Genomic DNA, 20,068 nt, shown 5'->3' on the forward strand with positions numbered 1-20,068 from the left:
TATCCATTTTATTTTATTAATTCAATAGAACGGGATAAAAAGAGATAGAGGTAGGCTTTAGATACCTACCTCTTAATATTACTACAGGAAGAATTCATCATCCTCTTCGCTTTTTGAGTCATTGTCCTGTGCTAACTCACTCACTTTTTCTTGAAGTAATACAGCTTGTTTTTTTATAGTTAAGTTATTAACGAGCTCTTTCATACTTACTTGAGTCCCCAAATGCTCTTCACAGGCATACATTAGCTTAGTGAGTAAAATAGAATTACCACCTAAATGATAAAAATTGTCTTCAATACCAATATCATCTTTCTTTAGTAACTCTTTCCATAGTTGATATATTAACTTTTCGTTCTCAGATTTTGGTAACTCTAACTGTTTACAAGTATTTTTTGAGGCACGTAATGCTTCATAATTAACTTTACCATTGATTGTTTTAGGTATCTCATTAATACCTTCAATACTAAATGGTAATTCAGATAATTCGGGAAACGAACTAATTCGATCAATTTCAATTTCATTGTTTGGGTATATGAATACCCTAAATGACTTTGAATGCTCATCAAATAGAATAATATTAGCGCCGCCCTCTGACTTTGAAGTAATTTTGTCTCTTAGTGCAGATAAGGATACTCGTTGACCTTTAACTTTAACTTCATCACCACCTCGGCCTCTGTAGCTTATTTTACCATCACTTCTAAAAAGTGCGTTATCTCCAGTTCTATAGCATCTTTCCTGACGATTAAAGGATGATAAACGCGCTGTTGCTGTGCCTTGTAAGTAATCTATGGCCAGAGTGTCGCCAAATATTATTAATTCACCAGTTATAAATTTGGGGCATGATACGCCACTTTTAGAAATTATGTCATATCCTATACCATTGAAAGGTGTTCCAATAGTTACTTGCTCGTTATATTTCAAAGGTTCTACTGATGTGCATATAGAACCCTCTGTAGGCCCATACGCATTAAAAAACTCGGCATGACCATCCCATTCTTTAATAAGCTCAGGTAGTGCGCTTTCACCAAATGTTATTACCTTCGTTATTTCTGGACATTGTTTAGGCGATAGATTTAATAATGCCGTAGGTGTCATTCCTACAAGTGAAACTTTATGTTTGTTGATGAATTCACTCAATTTTTTGAAATCTGTGCGTTGTTCTTCACTAGCTATGCATAACGTATTCCCACTTAAAAGTGTTTTTACCCACTCATCGGTATAAGCGTCAAAAGATGCACTAGCGTAATGTAAAATTCTTGCGCTCTCATTATTTAGTATGGCATTTATTTCACTATTTAATGTGAATGCAACACCTTCATGGCTTAAGATAACTCCTTTTGAGTTTCCGGTAGTACCTGATGTAAATAATAAGAAGGCAGGATCTTTTGGCGTAATACTTGATTCGACCTTTTCAAATGTTAGTTCTTCAGATTTTGATAATGCATTCTCAAGGTTAACTATGCTTGTTTTCGTATCAAACTGAATATGAGTATCTGTAATTAAGAATTTTGGTTTCGCATGTTCCAATATGTATCTTTTTTTGTCAGTAGTTTGCTGCTTATCTATGGGTAAATGAACCGCACCGGCTAAAATAATAGCTAAAGATGCAACAATCATGTTTGAATCTCTGTCGAGAAGTGTACCTAAATAATCACCTTTACTTACTTTTTTTGTTTTAACTAAGTAATTTGCAAGTTTATTAGCCTTATAAAAGAGCTCTTGGTAAGTGTAGGAAAATTTATCACATACAATAGCAATTTTATCTGGATTACTTCTAAGTGAGCTATTGAACATATCTGTTAGTGTTAGGTTCGGTAAAGTTCTTGGTTCCTTAATATTTTTGGTATCCATACCCAAATAAGCATTATCAAAAATATCAGAAACAGTTTTATTACTATCAGCTATTGCTATTAAAAACCTTTCAAATAGTTCTGAGATGTATTTTATGTCACTCTTTTTAAATGCTGAGTCGTCAATTTCCCATAGTAATATTAACTTATTTGGCAGCTCATCAATATGCAACTTAAGGGCTGTCTGTGTGCCAACTTTTTCAATATTAATCGAATTAAGTGATTCTTCTGATTCTTGATTATGCGTGTTTGCTGAAAAGGCGTAAGTGAAATACGGCGAAATTTTACTGTGTACAATGTTATTTAGGTGTAGAACTTCTTGGAATGGTAGAAGACTATTGTCCCATGCACTAACTAGCATTTGTTGAATTTTCTCAAGGAATACATTAGGTGAGTCATCCATATCAAGCTCATTAGTTAACACTAAATTATTAACAAAACAACCTTGGATATGTTCTGCTTCAGATAAATTCCGATTACTTATAGGAGTTGCGATAGCAGTACGCTCATTGTTAGATAATGCGCTTACAAAAAGACTGTATGCAGAAAACAACACTCCAAAATTAGTTAGGTTACTATTTTCTTTAATGCGGTTTAAGCTGTCTATTGCGACCTTACCTAATACCACTCTTGCTCTGAAGCCTTTACCTTGAAATCCTTGTTTTACACCAAAATTAGGGGCTTGTGGATAAGCGGGAAATCCATTTAAAGCTTTCTTCCAGTACTTACTAAGTGAATCTGCTTTTTTACTTAATTCGTTTTTTTCCCATACTGCATAGTCTTTATAAGAGAACTCTAGTTTATTTAACTTTATGTCGTTATTGTATGCATTTAAAATGGACGTTAGTAGTTTTTCGGATGACCATGCATCTGAAGCTACATGATGAATAACAAGATCAATAATAGCTTGATTCTGATATAGCGCTACATGGACACGAATAACACTATCTTTTTCTAGATTAAATTTTCTTTCAGCTAACTTATTTAACCAGTTCCATGCATCTTCATATGAATTATGGACTTCGGAAAAAATGATTTCGGGTTCTAGTTTTTCATGAACCACCTGCCTAAACTCGCCGTTAGTTGGATCTTGGGAGTAGGTTGTCCTTAAAATTTCGTGAGCACTTACATGTTCATTAATGACTGAAGTCAGCTTATCCTTATTAGGTATAAATGGAACTTCATATGCATTTCTTAAGATTAGTGATGTATTACTGTTATTAAGAAATTCAGCAGCTGCTATTCTAGCTTGAGCAGAAGATACTGGGTAATCAGATGATTCCTCTACGACTGTAAGCTTTTCAACAGGTCCCATAGTAGTGCTATCTATAAATTGAGCTAAATCATATATTGTAGGGTACTTAAATAAATCAGTAAGACTTAGATCTATGTCTAAATGTTTATTTATAGCATTAACTATACGAATAGCTGTTAATGAATTACCACCCGAAGAAAATAGTTCGTCTTGATCACTAATTGATTGTTCAACTAGAGATTTAAATATGTTGCGTACAGCCAAAATTGTATTATTGTTCGACTTTATTAAAGCATCTTTTAGAGGTACATCAACTTCTTTATTTGGGTCCGGTAAATTTTTTTTATCCACTTTTCCATTTGGTGTTTGTGGTATTTCCATAATAAAGATGATTTCAGAAGGAAGCATATGAGACGGCAGAGATTTTCTAAATGCTACTTTAAGAGATTCTAAAATATTTATTTTATCACTATCGTTAGTGCATACTACGTATGTTGCAATTTTGGTCACATTATCGGAAGTGTAAATATTAGAGACAACGTCAGAAACATCTCGTACACTTTTAGCAACAGTATCTATTTCACCTAGTTCAATTCTGTGTCCATTTACTTTTACTTGTTCATCTTGACGGCCTAAGCAGTGAATGTTTCCTACCTTATCAATGTATGCCATATCTCCAGTTTTATAATAAGGCTTGCCATCTATTGCTATAAACCTCTCTTTAGTTAGGTCGCACTTACCAAAGTAACCTTTAGATAATCCTGATCCTCCTATAGCTAGTTCACCTAACATTCCCGGTAAAAGAGTAATTCCAGCAGAAGAAATTATTTTGATGTCCGTGTTCAGAATAGGTTTACCAATATGGATACTTTTATCTTTAGATATTTTGTGGGCTGTTGACCATACAGTTGTTTCTGTTGGTCCATACATATTCCATACATCTTGGAAATGTTCGCACATCCAGTTAGCTAAGTCGCTTAGTAATGGCTCACCACCAGAAAGTGCTTTCATTTTTAGAGGTGATTTTAAATTTCCATGATTCTTTATCCCCTTCCATGTACTCGGTGTCGCCTGCATCATTGATATATTGTGTGTGTTAATCATTGATAATATTGAAAGTGGGTTTTTACTTTCAGCGCTGGTTGAAACAACTACAGTGCCCTCCACTAGTAGAGGTAAAAATAGTTCAAGTACTGAGATATCAAAACTAATAGGTGTTATTGCAAGTAATGAATCATTCTTATCTAATTTAAATAAATCTTGCATTGAATACAAAAAGTTCTTTACTGCACTGTGAGGAACTACAACCCCCTTAGGATTGCCTGTTGTTCCCGAGGTGTATATCATATACGCATTTTCACCATATGCTGTACAGGCTTTTTTTGATGGTGCTAATGAGTTTACTAAAGATAACTGATCATAAACATGGACTCGATCAATCTTAAATGTATTGTCAATTTCTGACACGATAACATCAGTTACATTAGCATCATCAATCATGTACTGTAATCTATCAACCGGATATGAAGGATCAAGAGGCAGATATGCCTTTCCTGCTTTCCAGATTGCAAGCAATATAGTGACTAGCTCTGAATTTCTTTCAGTCATAACACCGATAAACTCACCTTTCATATTTTCGCGTATATAATTAGAAAGGTTTGTTACATTCTGTGATAAATCTCCGTAAGTTATTCCTTTAGAACCTGTCGCCGTAACAGCAAGCAATCCCTTATCCGCCTTCTCTATCGCCTCATTTACAGACAATTCATTTGTAAGGTCCACACAGCGGCCAAATAACCTATAATCTTCACTAGATAGCTTTAAATTGTTTATGTTAGTTGATGAAAATGATTGTACGTTCTTTATTAGATAGGTATAGCTATTTAGCATACTATCAATTAATTCATCACTAAACATAGCTGTATTGTAAGATAGTGAGATTAATAGACCTTTTTCATTCTCTTCAGTTGATAGTTCAATATCAAAAGAACGATGGATATCTTTATTTGTATTTATTTTAACTTCAATACCATTAATTGTATTAGGCTGTTTTATCTTATTTCTATGAGTATATAGTAATTGAAATAAAGGGGTGTATGATACATTTCGGCTTTGTTTAGAAGCTTCAATGATTTTTTCAAAAGGATACTGTTGATGCTCAAGCGCATTGCCAACTTTAGTTGCATGATTAAGTAAGAAATTACATAGAGATTTATCTTTATTAATTACTGCTCTTAAAGGCAAAGTATTAAGATAAGGCCCCACTACGTTAAAATCTTCATTTGTTAAGCGACAGGATACAGGCGTTCCAATAACTACTTCTTCTGCATTGCCTGAAATAGCTGATACGATGCTCCATAACCCATGTAAAATTGCAAATGGAGTGACCTTATGCTGCACACAGAAATTTTTAAGGCTCTGTATGTTATCAAGCTGATGTTCAATTACCTTATTTTTATCTTCTGATATCGCAACATATGATTTAGGTAAACTGTGAGTGTTTGGGGCGCCTAGTAATTCTTTTTCCCAAAATTTATGAGACAGTTTACATGCATTCACATCATTTCGTTGGTTGTGTGCAAAATCTTTGTAATTGTAGTCAGAAGCAGGTGTGTCTGTATTATCTGTTATGTGCATCAACAAATCATTTAAAATAATACTAAAACTATCTCCATCAACTGCAATGTGATGGGCAACCATAGAAATGATAGAGTTACCATCACTTAACTTTATCAACCCCATACGTAACTTGGCATCATTTAATAAGTCAAAATGATATCTTTTTTCTTGTTCCAAAAATTTAGTACAATCTTCGTGTGACGCGCTTGGGGCACTTAAGATATTTATAGGTATACCATTATCAATTGAAACAGACTTAATGCCACCAGCACTCTCAGTGAACCCTTGTGTCAGAGATGGATGTTTTAATTCAATATATCTAACAGCCTTTATAAAATCTTCATCATCTATAGCTAAATTTACAGTGAAATTAAGTGGTATTGTTAATGCACCTTTAGGGTGGATAAAATGTTCAATATACGTTCTTTCTTGAAAAAATGATACACTAGAGAATTCATCTTTATCCACGGCAACTAAAGACTTAAGCGACTGAGAATTAGTAGCTTTTAACAAATCAATAAGTTCTTCTTTGTTTGATTTTATGGCATTTATCAATTCTTTGGATAGCGGGAATTCACCCGGTTTACATTTAAGAATATCATCTCTTAAATATAGTGATGCACCTTCTGACTGTGCTAATAATATAGTATCTAAGGGTTTCATTTAAAACTCCATCTCTGAGCCGTCCTCTTCAACATCTTGAGATATTGAAGATAATGCTAATCTAGTGTCAATTAATTTTGCTATGCCGCTAACGCAGCTATCACTGTAAATTTCTTTTAGCGAGAGTTCAATGCCCCACTCTGAACGTATAGATGAAACAAGTTTCATTATACTGATAGAATCCCCTCCTATCTCAAGGAAGTTACTTTCTTTATAAATGCAAGATTTTATTGAAAGTATCTCGCTAATATACTTTGAAAGTAATATTTCAGTGTCAGTACTTAATGGATTTTTTTCAATAGATTCATTATTTCCCTTCTCACATAACGATAATAGTCGTGATGTGTCTACCTTACCATTTATTGTCAATGGCCAATCAGAGAACAAGCCAACTTTACTAGGGATCATATACTCAGGTAATTCATGAGATACTTTATTTAATATTTTAGAAAGTACAGTATTTATTTCTTTATTATCGGCAATAACTTTATATTCAAAACTTTCGTTCGCAAGAGGCAAATATCTTTTTCTTGCATAGATATTTACCAACTCAGTACCACCTAACTCTGTATTTTGGTCAACAGTGTAAATAAACCCATGTTTCTCAAGTAATGACTCTACATTAGTCCTGTTATCGTATTGATCATGTACTTCGATGATGATCTGTTCAATAAAATCCCAATGCTCTTCACGTATGCCTTTGAGAACATTCATTTCAAAACGCTCAACATCAATTTTTAGTAAATCTATCTTAGTGATCTGATATTTATCAATGTGTTCTGATAACATCGATAATCTAACCGGTACGTCAATACTTTGAAATCGTGTATCGAGAAGATCATTTACATCATTTTCATTTAAATTTTCATTCGTATGTTTTAAAAACCCCTTAATCGTATCAACACTTTCCTCATGTCCTTGTTGAACTCCTGAAAATACAGTTACATTCGGATAGTAACTAAACACTTTTTCACTAGGTTCAAGGGAAAGTCCTTCATTAATAGCAGTAATTTTATTTCCTGTGCGAGAGGCATTAGCCTTTAATACATCATAAACAGGGCCAATAGGCTCAAAAGAAAATATTTTAATATCATTGAATGTAGATGCCAGATAATGACTGAAAAATCCAATGTTCGCACCAACATCAAAAACACAGGCGCCTTCATTTAAAGTGATACCATGTTTGTTGTATGTTTTGTCACGAATAATTTCTTCATACAAGTATTCAGTTTCTAAGCGATTAATCCCTAACATATGGGTGCCATCAATCATTGGGAATAATTCAACTTGGGCACCTTTTTCCTTAGCCTTGTTTAGCTCATTAATTGCAGCTGATAGCTCTGGCGCTATTCTATGTTCAAGTTTACAAAGGGCAATTAATGAATTACTGTCTTTACCGTCGGTTGTAATAATTACGTCATCAATCTCTTCTTCTCGCTTTATAACTGAAGATATCTCTTCTGGTTCAATTCGATAACCTCTCACTTTTAATTGTTTATCCTTACGGCACACATAAACTAAACCTTCTTTTGCGGTCAAAAATCCTATATCACCTGAGAAATACTTGGGTTCATCATTGTGTAAAAACTGAGACTGATCTACTTGGCCATTAATTAGATAACCATGAGCTATATTTTCACCAGACAAAATTAACTCGCCTTTTGCAAATAATGGTTGTCTTCCCCCTTCAGGAGAAACCACTTCAACTGCGGTGTTAGCATGCGGATGCCCTATTTCAGATGTCGAGTACAGTCTTAAATGTTTTTTATTCAATAATGAGCTAATACATCCAACTGTTGCCTCCGTTGGGCCATATTCGTTAACAACTTTAGCATTAGGGAATGTAGATAGTAGAAAGTCAGCTGTTTCGCTCTTTAATGCCTCGCCACCTATTACAAAAACATGCGGGACATCAATAGTGTCTTCGATAATGTCGCTATTACGAATTGCTTCAACGTGCGAAGGTGTAAGTTTAAATAACGAAGGTGCGGTAATATTTTGGATAGAAAGTAAGAAACTAACCTCTTCACCATCAGGAATAAACTCGGTTGTGCCCCCCATAACCAGCGGCGTAACTAAGGAAGTAATTGTAGCGTCGAAAGCAATAGATGTTGAAATAAAGCTATTGAAACTAACAGTATCTAATAATGTATTTGTAACATGGTCAAGATATGTACATAAATTATGATGTGTAGTCACAACGCCCTTAGGTTTTCCTGTTGAACCTGAAGTATGAATAATATAACAAGGGTTATTTACAGATAATGCAATGTCATTTGTAAATGTTGCTTCGAACGTACTAATGTCATCTTTAGCTTCTTTTACATTTAAACTATCAATACGAGATAATAGGTTCAATTTATTATCGGTATTTGTTAAAACTACACGAATGTTAGCAGAATTAATAATTCCAATTAAACGACTGTCAGGATTATTGATATCTAGAGGTACATATGTGGCACCAACTTTATTGATAGCAAGAAAAGCAACGGACACATCTACGTCACGTGTCATTAAGACGCCTACATTCTCATTTTGTTCTACACCCATTTCGGTTAGGTAGTTCGCTAATCGTGATGCTTCTTGACTTAACTCTTTGTAGGTTAACGAACGAGAACCTTTGAGTGCCAGAGCATCTGGCGTTTTCTTAGCTTGTTTTTCAAATTGTTCTTCAAAACGTAAAAGGGGGTAATCGCGTTTAACGCCAATTATAGTTGATGATAAATGAACAGAACCAACAGTATTGCTTGTGCCCTCACCAACAAGTTCAATTAGCATGCTCTTAAAAGTGTTTGATACAGCTGTCATAAATTCGGTATCATATTTTTGTGCGTCGTAAATCCATTTGCACACTAACTCCCCATCACTTTCCCACATATTTAACGTGACATCATTTTCACTGACAACTTTGTCAACTTCTATAATCTCAATATCATCCCCTGAGAATTGATTGTTTATAGCGGTATTATTTTGTAAGGTTAGCATCACTTTAAATAGGTTATTATTCTTCATTAAAGGTTCAGTAACTTTAAAGATAGGTGTTGATTGATGCGTTCTTGCTTCATCTACAGTTTTTTGGCACTGTTCAAGTAACTGGTTAAAAGAGATATCCTTGTGAAGATGAGTTCTTAACGGTAATGAATTTATAAAGAAACCAATCATCTTATCGGTTCCTACCACTGAACGATTAGCAAAAGCACTACCAATTACAATATCTTTTGCTTGAGTATAGCGATACAAAGTCGCGTTTAGTGCCGCATAAAGCATTGTAAACAATGTTGTATTCTTATCGGAAATACCATCTTTAACTGAGCTAGTGATGTTACGATTAATGATATCCGTATAAATAGCGCCTGTGGCATCAGTAATGATATCTTTAACCTTAGGGAAAGTTACATTAGCTGGGCAGTTAATTAACTTATTGGTCCAGTAATCGATGCCTTCTTTATGAGACGTTTTGCCTAAATCAGAATTCTCCCAAACGGCGTAATCTATGTACTGCGGACCTGATAGTTCATTTTTCACACTTCCATCAACCAAAATACGTTCATACTCGCTTTCTAGAGAGTTGAAAAATACAGATTGAGACCACCCATCAAATGCAATATGGTGAACTGTTAAGAAAAGATATGTATTACCAGTATCTTTTACTTTAACAAGTTGTGAAACCAGAGGGTAGTCTTGAGATAAATCAAAACATCTTCCATTTTCATTACGTAATAAATCTTGAATATTCTGCTCTTTATCAACTTCATTTTCACTAGTGATAAAGTTTTCGGTAGACATGATAGTCTGCTTGAGTTGACCTTCTTCTGTCATTGAATATGAGGTTCTTAGAATAGAATGTGATGCAATAACGGATTTTACTGCACCCTTAATAGCTTCTTTATTAACACTGTCAGGAAGTTTTGCAGCAAAAGCTATTACATATTGTCCATTTCCGCCACTAACAGCTTCAGCATGCCACATACGCGCTTGTGCGCCAGAACAAACTTGAGGTAAGTCGTAATCTTGTAGTTTAGGGCAACATTTCTCCAATTTTTGAACCTGTGAATCTATATGTTCGGCAAGTGATAAAATAGTTTGGTTTGAAAAAATATCCTTTAATTTAATATTTTTACCTGACTTAGCCTGTAATTCTAAAAGTAGCTTTGTCATAAGTATAGAATTGCCGCCAACATCTAAGAAGTTATCTTCAATTCCGAAGTTGTTGTGTCCTAGTATGCTGGTCCATATTTCATATAGGAGCTTTTCAGTATCAGTAACCGGTTCAATCATTTTATTGGCTTTGAAAAGCTCTTTGTCAAACTTACATAATTCAGCAACATTTACTTTGCCATTGATTGTAGTCGGTATCTCACTTACTTTTAGAATGAATTTTGGAGTCATGTAATCAGGTAACATTGTCTTCAGACTTGTTTTTATCTGAGAAATGTCAGCATCAGCCGTAACATATGCAACTAATTCCAAAAGCTCTTTATTGAAAATAACACACGCCGTATGAATGGTATCAAGTGACTCTATTACATTTTCTATTTGACTTGTATTAACTCGGAAACCCCTAACCTTGATTTCCTTGTCGCTTCTACCAATGATATTTACCAGTCCATCCTCATCGATGTAACCGATGTCTCCAGTGTGATACGTTCTGCATTTGCCACTAAAATTTTCATGTTCTTTAAATTTATTGTTATCACAATCTTTTGCTCCCACGTACCCTAAAGCCACGCCATCACCAAAAGTAACAATTTCTCCGCGACCATTAATAGGTGCAACGCTTCCTGAACTATTAACAATAGCAATACCACGACCACTTAAAGGCTTTCCAATAGGTAAATGGGCGTTGTGACTAAGTTTAGTTTTACGAGGTATTTTATAGAAAGTTGAAAATGTGGTATTTTCAGTAGGGCCATAACCATTATAAATGGTAATTTCTGGGTTACTATTATAAATCAACTGCACGGATTTTGGTGATACTCTCTCACCACCAGCGACAACATTTTTCAATGACGTTATCGACTGTAATGAATTACCAGCCCATAGATCGAATACTCTAGATGTGAAAAATGTAGTATTAACATGATATTTTTCAATAAGAGCAGATACAGAATCTATGTCAGTTGCTGGCGAACGAGATATTACGAGTTGTCCACCTTTAAGAAGTGGTGTCCATACTTCAAAAGTTGTAGCATCAAAGGCGACATTTGAAGAGTGGAGCATAATGGTATTGTGGTCATTCTCAAGTTCATTTGAATTTTCAATTAAGCTAGTAATTCCCAGTGAAGATACAGATACACCTTTCGGTTGTCCCGTAGTCCCTGATGTAAACATCAAGTATGCCTCCGACATAGGTGAAGAACTAACTTGGCACTGGCTTATGTCGTTACCAAGCATTTCCTCTTTATATGAGGCGTCCATTAATAAAATATCCGAATCGACTAAGCAGTCAAAGTTTTGGTAATTTTTTAAATTAGTAATAACAAACTTAGCACCAGATTTTTTTATGACTGATGCTATAAAGTGTTCGTCATTATCTTCATTTATCGGCACATATGAAGCTGATGCTTTTAACGTACCAAGAGCAGCTTCAACCCATTCAAGTCCTCGTGGAAGAATGATTGCTACCCTGTCACCATGACGAATATTATTTTTTAGTAATAAATTAGCGATCTTATTAGTTACTGAATCAAGTTCCGCATATGTTGCTACACCTGTATCACCTGTAACTGCGATATTGTTAGGATACTCTTTGGCTATTTGACAAAAGGTGCTGGCAACCGTTCTATTTTTTCTATTTTCAGTTTTTTTTGTATCTGTAAATAAAATTGATTTGTTTAAAGAATTATTTCTTTCAGATACGAATGATGTCAAAGTGTTACTCAGATGTTTTGCAAAAGATTGAATTAAAGACTCATCAAAGATCGAACTTTTGTACTCCCAATTTACAGTTAGTTGATCTTTTTTAATTCGTGCCGTAATTGTTAAATCATAACGAGCGTTATCTATTTTATTTTCCAATAGAGAAACTTCACTACTCCCGAATTTGAACGACTCGGAATTATCATTATCTTCTAGTGAAATAATAATCTGAACGACAGGAGAAGCACTTGTAGAACGAGACGGATTTAGTTCATTTATCAACGAAGAAAATGGAATATCTTCATAAGTGAATGCTTTAGTTAAACACTCTTTACTGCTCTTTATCATCTCATTTAAAGTCAGTGTGCGATCGACAGAATGAGGTACAGCTAAGGTGTTAACGAAAAACCCAATTGACTTAGCAAGTCTTTCATCAGGCCTGTTAGAGATAGGTACTCCTAAGATAATTTTATCATTATCAGCTAGATCTGCAATCGTTTTAGAAACAATTGCATGCCAGCCCATAAACAACGTTGCCCCTTCTTTTTCGCATGCAGATTTTAATTTAGCAACATCATTTTTATCAAGTGTATGACTAAAGTGCATGCCATTTGTACAATCAAGACTTTCACGCTCTTTAGACAAGATTAAGTTATGTTCCGCAGGATAATCACGACACCAATCTGCGTACTCCGAAATTCTAGCTGTTATACTTTCCTTGTAAGCATCAGATGATTGCCAGATAGCATAATCACTGTATTGAAGTAAGTGATCTTCGAGAATAACTTCACTTCCGCTTAATAAAGATTCATATGCAACGCTGATTTCTTCGAGCATGACACGTACAGAGATCATATCAAATGCAAGGTGGTGTGATGTTACAAATAGGTAGCTACTACATTCATCCTTTTTCATCCACATAGCGCGAATAGGGAAATCAGTTTCTAAGTCAAACCCTTTTTTCATTTCATTTTTAAGGAGTTCAGTATGGTCTTCTTGTGATATAATCTTGATAATAGGCAACTCATCTTGTACAGCCCAAAAGACATTATTATCTTTATTTGTAATTTTTGAATGTAGCAGGATATGTCTAGAACAAACTAATTGAAATGCTTTATTTAACAGTTCAAAATCAATATCACCATGAATAAAAAATGCCGAAGGCATATTATACAAGGTATCTGATTGACTTGACTGAGAGGCTAACCAAAGGCCTTTTTGTGAAATAGAAAGCGGGAATTCGACAGTGTTGTCCATTTTCTTGAGCAACTCGGAAGTATTTTTTTTACTCAGAAAAGCAAGGATTCTAGATTTATTGTTACGTAAGTACTCTTTTTCAGACAATAAAAGGTCATTGGTATGACCTTTTATTGATAGATTGTTACCTGATAATTTTACAAAAATTTGCTTCTTTGCTAAATCTGTTAAAAACTGCCTAATTGTCATTTCATAAACCTCAATAAGCAAAGAAGTTATTGATTAGATGATCAACTCCTCTTCACTGTTACTATAATTAATATTTGATAACAATAACTCACTTTCAATTAAGTTACCTAATTGTCTAGCGGTCTGATTCTCTATAAGTTCGCTTAATTTTAAATTAACTTCATACTTTGCTTTAATGAATGAAAGAAGAGTCATTATTTTAAGTGAATCTCCCCCCATTTCTGTAATTTTACTATCAATTGTTACAGATTCATTATGAACTAATTCTTTTATATAACAAAGTATCTCATCTTGTATTTCATTATCCGATAACGATACTGTTTCACTGTCATTATTTGTTGCATAATCTAATGCCATCTTGATAACTTTTTCGCTATCGACTTTACCATTTACCGTTAGAGGTAAAGAGTCAATTTTTGCCCATATATGAGGTTGCATATACGAAGGTAAAGCCTGCTCACAAGCACTTATTATACTATCTATAGATACATCCTTGTCAATTAAAACGCAGATAATTTGCTCTGTAGACTCTTTATATACAACACAAGGATTACATACTTTCGAAGCTGTTTCGATAATAGATTCTATTTCGCTCAACTCTATGCGAACTCCATTATGTTTAATCTGAGTGTCTTGGCGACCAAAAAAGTGTAATTTTCCTGCATTGTCTTTAGAGACAAAATCTCCTGTCTTATAAAGGCGACAGTTGTCAATTGTCACAAACGAACGTTCCGTTTGCTCTTTGTCGTTTATATACTTATCCGCCAACATCGAACCTCCTAGGTATAATTCACCTTTACAGCCATCAAGAACTGGTACTAAGTCGGGACCTAATATGTGGCAGGCAGTGCCATTGATTGGTTTTCCAATTGGAACTTGAGAGTTTGTTAGAGATGATAAGTCCTCTTTGCTTAACCACTCTACTGTAGCTCCAACAGAGGCTTCCGTTGGACCATATTCATTGACGCACAATGCGTTAGGGAACAAATCAAAGATACGTTCGACTGTACTTTTTAGTAATTTTTCGCCACCCAAAACAAAGACATGTGGTTTTTCACTAATTTCTCCACTATACCCGGCTAATAACGCACTAACCATAGATGGTGTCAATTTAAATAAACAAGCTGAACTAGACATTAGTACATCGCTTATATCAATATTATCTCGATCTTTACAGATAACCATTGATCCGGCCATTAATGGCGCTAGAAAACTTGTCATTGTAGCATCAAAGTTTACCGACGTTGAGACTAAAGCTCTATCGACTCTACTGTAATATGCATTTTTTACATGGTCAAAATAACCTCCAATAGCACTATGGGAAATAAGAACTCCTTTAGGGTTACCTGTTGTGCCTGATGTATAAATTATATAGGCATGCTTTCCTAGAGTTAAATCACTTGAGCTAAATTTATTGGCAGATGTGTATTCCTCTAAGATGTCTGAGACACTTATTGTTTCTATACATGTAGACCTATTTATTTCTTCATTGCTAATAAAGCATACCGCCGCTTCCGAATTGTCTAACATGTAGTTAACTCTATCAGGAGGTGTATTGGTATCAATAGGTAAAAATGTTAGTCCAGCCTTCCATACGCCAATAATTGCTGCAAGCATATCTTCACTAGGGTCCATTTGTATTCCAATAACGCCACTTGTTAGGCATAATTCGTCTCGTATGAATCCAGCAATCACATTGGATTTTTCGTCTAGCTCCAAATACGAAATTTCTTTCTGGTTATCCATTACTGCGATAGAGTTTGGATCCACTATCACTTGCTCACTGAAGCAATCCAAGAAATGTTTAACATCGCCTAGACTATTATCATGTTTCTGGACCAAATGTTTTAATTCTACGATTGATGAGTGATCAAACATAGCTTCTATAATTCTAAAGAACTCTTCAGATAGATTGACAAGATAATTGTCATCAAAATATTCGCGGTCAGATTGTATATTTAGTAATAATGAATTGTCTTTAGGGTTTCTTGCAAATAGAAACTGCAAGCCATAATTGGTCTTTTCATAGACATCATATCCTGATACATCAACAATATCATTCGCACTTTGATAAACATGGAAGTCAACAAAATTAAACAAACTAGCATCATATTGTAAACCGGTTTTCTTCTGGATTTCAGATAATGGGTAATTTTTAAATGATTGCTGCTCAATGAAGATGTTATTGTTCTCTTCTACATACTGAAGCCACGACAAATCTGTACTTGGAGTTTTAGTAGGAAGGGAATTAATGAAAATTCCAACAGTATTTTCTGAGCCAAGAACTTCTGGCCGACCATTAACAACAAGTGATGTTAAGGTTGATTTTGAACCATTCATTTTTGATATAAGCGCACTATACGCGGAAAATAAAATAACCTTGTTTTGCACTTTATATTTTTTACTAAGTGAATTAATCTGATCCATGCGTTCGCTACTGAAAGGAATAACTTGTATCCCTCCTTTCAATCTTGCGTCATCACTCCACCATGGTAATCGTGATTGTTCTGAAATACTTTCAATGTAGCTATCTGAAACGCCTTCTTCTAGTGCAGCTAGTTCATTATTTATATATGTACTGAAAGGTTCTAAAAATTCTGTTTCAAATTCGTCCTGCCTAATATAATTATTAAACAACTCCGTTATTAGCGTAGCTAAGCTCCACCCATCGAACAAAGCGTGATGAAATGAAATATTGAAAGAAAAGGCTCTATCGTCAAGCTCAAATATCGTAACTTTCCAAGGTGTGATGCTAAGATCAACCCCTTTTTCCACAACACCTTTCTTCCATTCATTAATCTCACAGTTCTGGCTCTGGGGATTAAGCATTTTTAAGTTAATAACAGTTAATGGTATCTTAAATTTACTGCTTATACATTGAATGCCACGGCCAACATCTGGGTAGAACATCGTTCTTAACATTGGATGTCTTTTTGTAATCCGCTTTAAAGCATTTGTGAAAGACTCTAATTCAAACACTTCTTTGATTTCAAATGACATAATATCATGATACATCTCTGGACGTAGGTTGTGATGATAAATCATACCGTATTGTAATTTTGATAATGGGTATGCATCTTCAATATTAGCGATTTTTGATACAAATTCACTTTCATCGATATTTAGTAGAGAAAAAGGTTTATATTGATTCTCAAAAATCAAGTTCTCAGTTGTTCTACATTGATTTTCATCGATATATCGACTTAATGTTTTGATGTTCTTACATTCAAAAATATTTTTAATATTAATATCAATATTAAAACGCTTACTAATAGAAACTACTTTTATTGCCTTAATTGAATCACCACCAATGTTAAAGAAGTTATCAACCGTACTACAAGAATCAATGGCCAATGCCTCTTTCCAGATTGTGATCATATCACTCTCGGTAGAAGTTTCTGGTGTATCAGAGATTACTCGTTCAGGTGTGGATTCAATCATCAAAAGAGCTTTGTAATTAACTTTACCATTTGAATTTAAGGGGATATCTTTAATAATTGTAAAATCATGAGGGACAGCATGCTGTGGCAAGTTACGTTCAGCATAATAACGAATGCTCTCAACATCTAACGTACATTCTCTGTCTAGTGAGACGAATACCCTTAATAGGTTATTTTCTTTATCAAATGCCGTATAGGCTGCGTTAAGGCCTTGCATTTTTGAAAGAGTTAGTGAAACTTCATTCAGATCTAATCGGTATCCCCGAATTTTGACTTGATTATCTTGGCGACCTATATACTCATAATTACCATTAGAATTCATGCGTACAATATCGCCAGTACGATAGCCAAGTGCTGATTGATGGTTATTTAAATTGATTTGAATAAATTGTCTATTCGTTGCTTCACTGTTATTTATATAACCATTAGCGAGACCATCACCGAATGTCACAAGTTCTCCAACAGAGCCCTCTGGTAGCACGTTTTTTGTAATGGGATTAATAACGACGCATTGTGTTTTATTGATTGGCTTACCAATAGGTATTGTTTTATAACTTTCTGTATTATCAATTACAAAACAGCATGTGAAAGTTGTGTTTTCAGTAGGCCCGTAACCGTTCACTAACTTTGTATTTGGAAGTTTTTGTTGGCACTTTTTAACTGATACTGGAGATACTACATCACCCCCAACAATCAATTGCGATAACTCTAGTTTTTCAATATCGGAGCCAATCCATGCATCAAATAATCCTGATGTCATCCACATAGTATTTACTTTATGAGTCGATATGAACGTGTTTAATGTAGGTATATCTGCTAAGTGGTCTTCATAAATTGCAACACAACCTCCGTTTAATAGGGGTCCCCATATTTCTAATGTAGATGCATCAAAGTTCTGTACTGAACCGTGTAACATTGTAACGTTAGCGCTCATGTTATATGTGCGTGTCTCCTTAACAAGGCGCGAAATTGCCTTTTGAGGAACTTGAACCCCCTTAGGTTCGCCTGTAGTACCGGAGGTGAACATCACATAAGCTGGGGCGCTTGGTTCTACATTAATTTTGTTAAAACCAGTATTCTGATTTAGCATTAACTTTCTATAGTCATCAGAAAGGAGTAAAACTTCTTTGCTAAACAAAGAGTCAAACTTGCTATAGAAATCAGAAGTTGTAATAACAAATTCAATACCGGCTTTGTCAATCAATTGCTGAATTTGTACATCAGGATAATTAGGGTCTATAGGTACATAACAAGCACCGGTCTTCAACACACCTAGCATTGCAGCAATAGACCACTCATCCCTGTTGATAAGTAAGCCTATATTCTTTTCTTGAGAATGGTTATTAAGGATATAGGTTGCGATATCATCACTATTCTTATCGAGTGTTTTATAGGTCCAAGTACACGTATTAGTAATTATAGCACTATCATCTTTGTGTCGATTAACAACTGATTGAAATAAATCTACAACAGATTCACTCTTATCTTCTTCAATTATAGAGCATTCTGTTTGCCAATGAATTGCATTAAACTCAGTATCAAGTGATTTAGGAAGTAACTCGAGAATTTCTACAAATAGTTTTTTGATTTGTCCTAAAATAGAAAAATTGACACATGAGTTATGAACCCAAAGGAATTTCAATTCTTGATCATCAAAACCATGTAGTTCAACGTTGTACCGGGCATTATTGTAATTTTCTAGTAGACTAAAATCTTTCTTTCCATTTAAATCAAGACTAATTACAGAAGATGGGTTGAATGTGAATGAATTCTCAATCACAACTCTATCTTTACCCTTTTCATGTAATATGTCAGATATCTCATTAATGGTTATATTTTGGTTTTTAAAAATATCTTTCAATAACCGATTATTCCTAATTAGAGTATCACGTACCTTGCCACTAATATTGAGGTTAAATGGTAATATCCTTGTAAAACAACCTATAACATCATGACTTTCCACTAGGTCACGGCCCGATAGAGGCGTTCCTAGCAAAATTTTATCATTCCCTGTAATAAGCGATAGTGACATTGCATGGGCGGTTTGTAATAAGCTAAATAGGGAAATATCCAGTTCAGCGGCAAGCGTCCTTAATTGTAAGGTTTTATTTTTGCAAAGAGTTAAGCTTTCAGAGCCATTAAATGCGGTATTATTACCATTATTTTTTAAGTTGTCAGTGCTTGGTGGTAATACTGAAAGTGCATCTATCCAAAATTCGTTATCTGGTAGAATTTTCTCTTTATTAAGAACGATATCGGAATAACGATATTCTGCTAAATCCAAATTGGCAATACCAGTATTTAAAATACTCTCATAGGCTTTCGATAATTCACTAAATACTAATGGAAATGAAAGCCCATCGAGTGCTATATGGTGAGCGGATAAGCATAAAACTTTTTTATCGCAATGCTTAAGTAATGTGGCGGAAAAAACATCTCCCTGTTCGATCTTGAACTCATGCATTTTGATTTCAATTAGTCGTGACTTTAACTCTTCCAAAGTCGAACAATTTACTACTTTTAGAGCATTCTCGCTTACTTCTAGCAAGTGGGCATGAAACTTATCGCCATCGTAGTTTATTGCTGTCCTTAAGCATTCATGCTTATCAATAACGGCCCTCAAAGCTCCACCCAGAGCTTGACTTTCTAAATTACTTACATCGATATTGACAACAAAATTATAGAGTGTTTTATCATCACTGTTCTTTTGTGAACGCCAAATTGACTGTTGCTCTTTTGAAACTAGCAACTTATCTTTATCTGCCTTAGTAAAGTTGTTAGAGAACACTGCAATTAACTCACTTTTATTATCTTTAATTGCATTAATTAATGTCTCGCTCGGTTTTCTTTTAGCATCAATTTTTAATTGGCCATTGATAACACTTAAGAATACATCTTCTTTTTTTAGTTGCCTTAATATCGCACTGATTGTCATA

Annotated in this window: 3 protein-coding genes; all 3 read right to left on the reverse strand. The window is 34.5% G+C overall.

What is annotated here, in order from left to right:
* Window positions 1-81: 81 nt before the first annotated feature.
* Genes L1267_RS17020 through L1267_RS17030 form a run of 3 tightly spaced genes read right to left on the reverse strand, consistent with a single transcriptional unit; the run spans window position 82 to window position 20,067 of the window.
* Window positions 82-6,387 carry a non-ribosomal peptide synthetase gene (locus tag L1267_RS17020; protein ID WP_235383548.1) on the reverse strand — a complete coding sequence of 2,102 codons (6,306 nt, stop codon included), beginning with the start codon at window positions 6,385-6,387 and terminating at the stop codon, window positions 82-84.
* Window positions 6,388-13,692 (reverse strand): FkbM family methyltransferase, encoded by a 7,305-nt coding sequence (locus tag L1267_RS17025; RefSeq protein WP_235383549.1) that lies wholly within the window; start codon window positions 13,690-13,692, stop codon window positions 6,388-6,390.
* Between the two features lie 33 nt (window positions 13,693-13,725).
* Window positions 13,726-20,067 (reverse strand): non-ribosomal peptide synthetase, encoded by a 6,342-nt coding sequence (locus L1267_RS17030; RefSeq protein WP_235383550.1) that lies wholly within the window; start codon window positions 20,065-20,067, stop codon window positions 13,726-13,728.
* Window position 20,068: the final 1 nt, after the last annotated feature.

Origin of the sequence: Pseudoalteromonas sp. OFAV1 (assembly GCF_021532595.1) — a bacterium.
Lineage (GTDB): Bacteria > Pseudomonadota > Gammaproteobacteria > Enterobacterales > Alteromonadaceae > Pseudoalteromonas > Pseudoalteromonas lipolytica_C.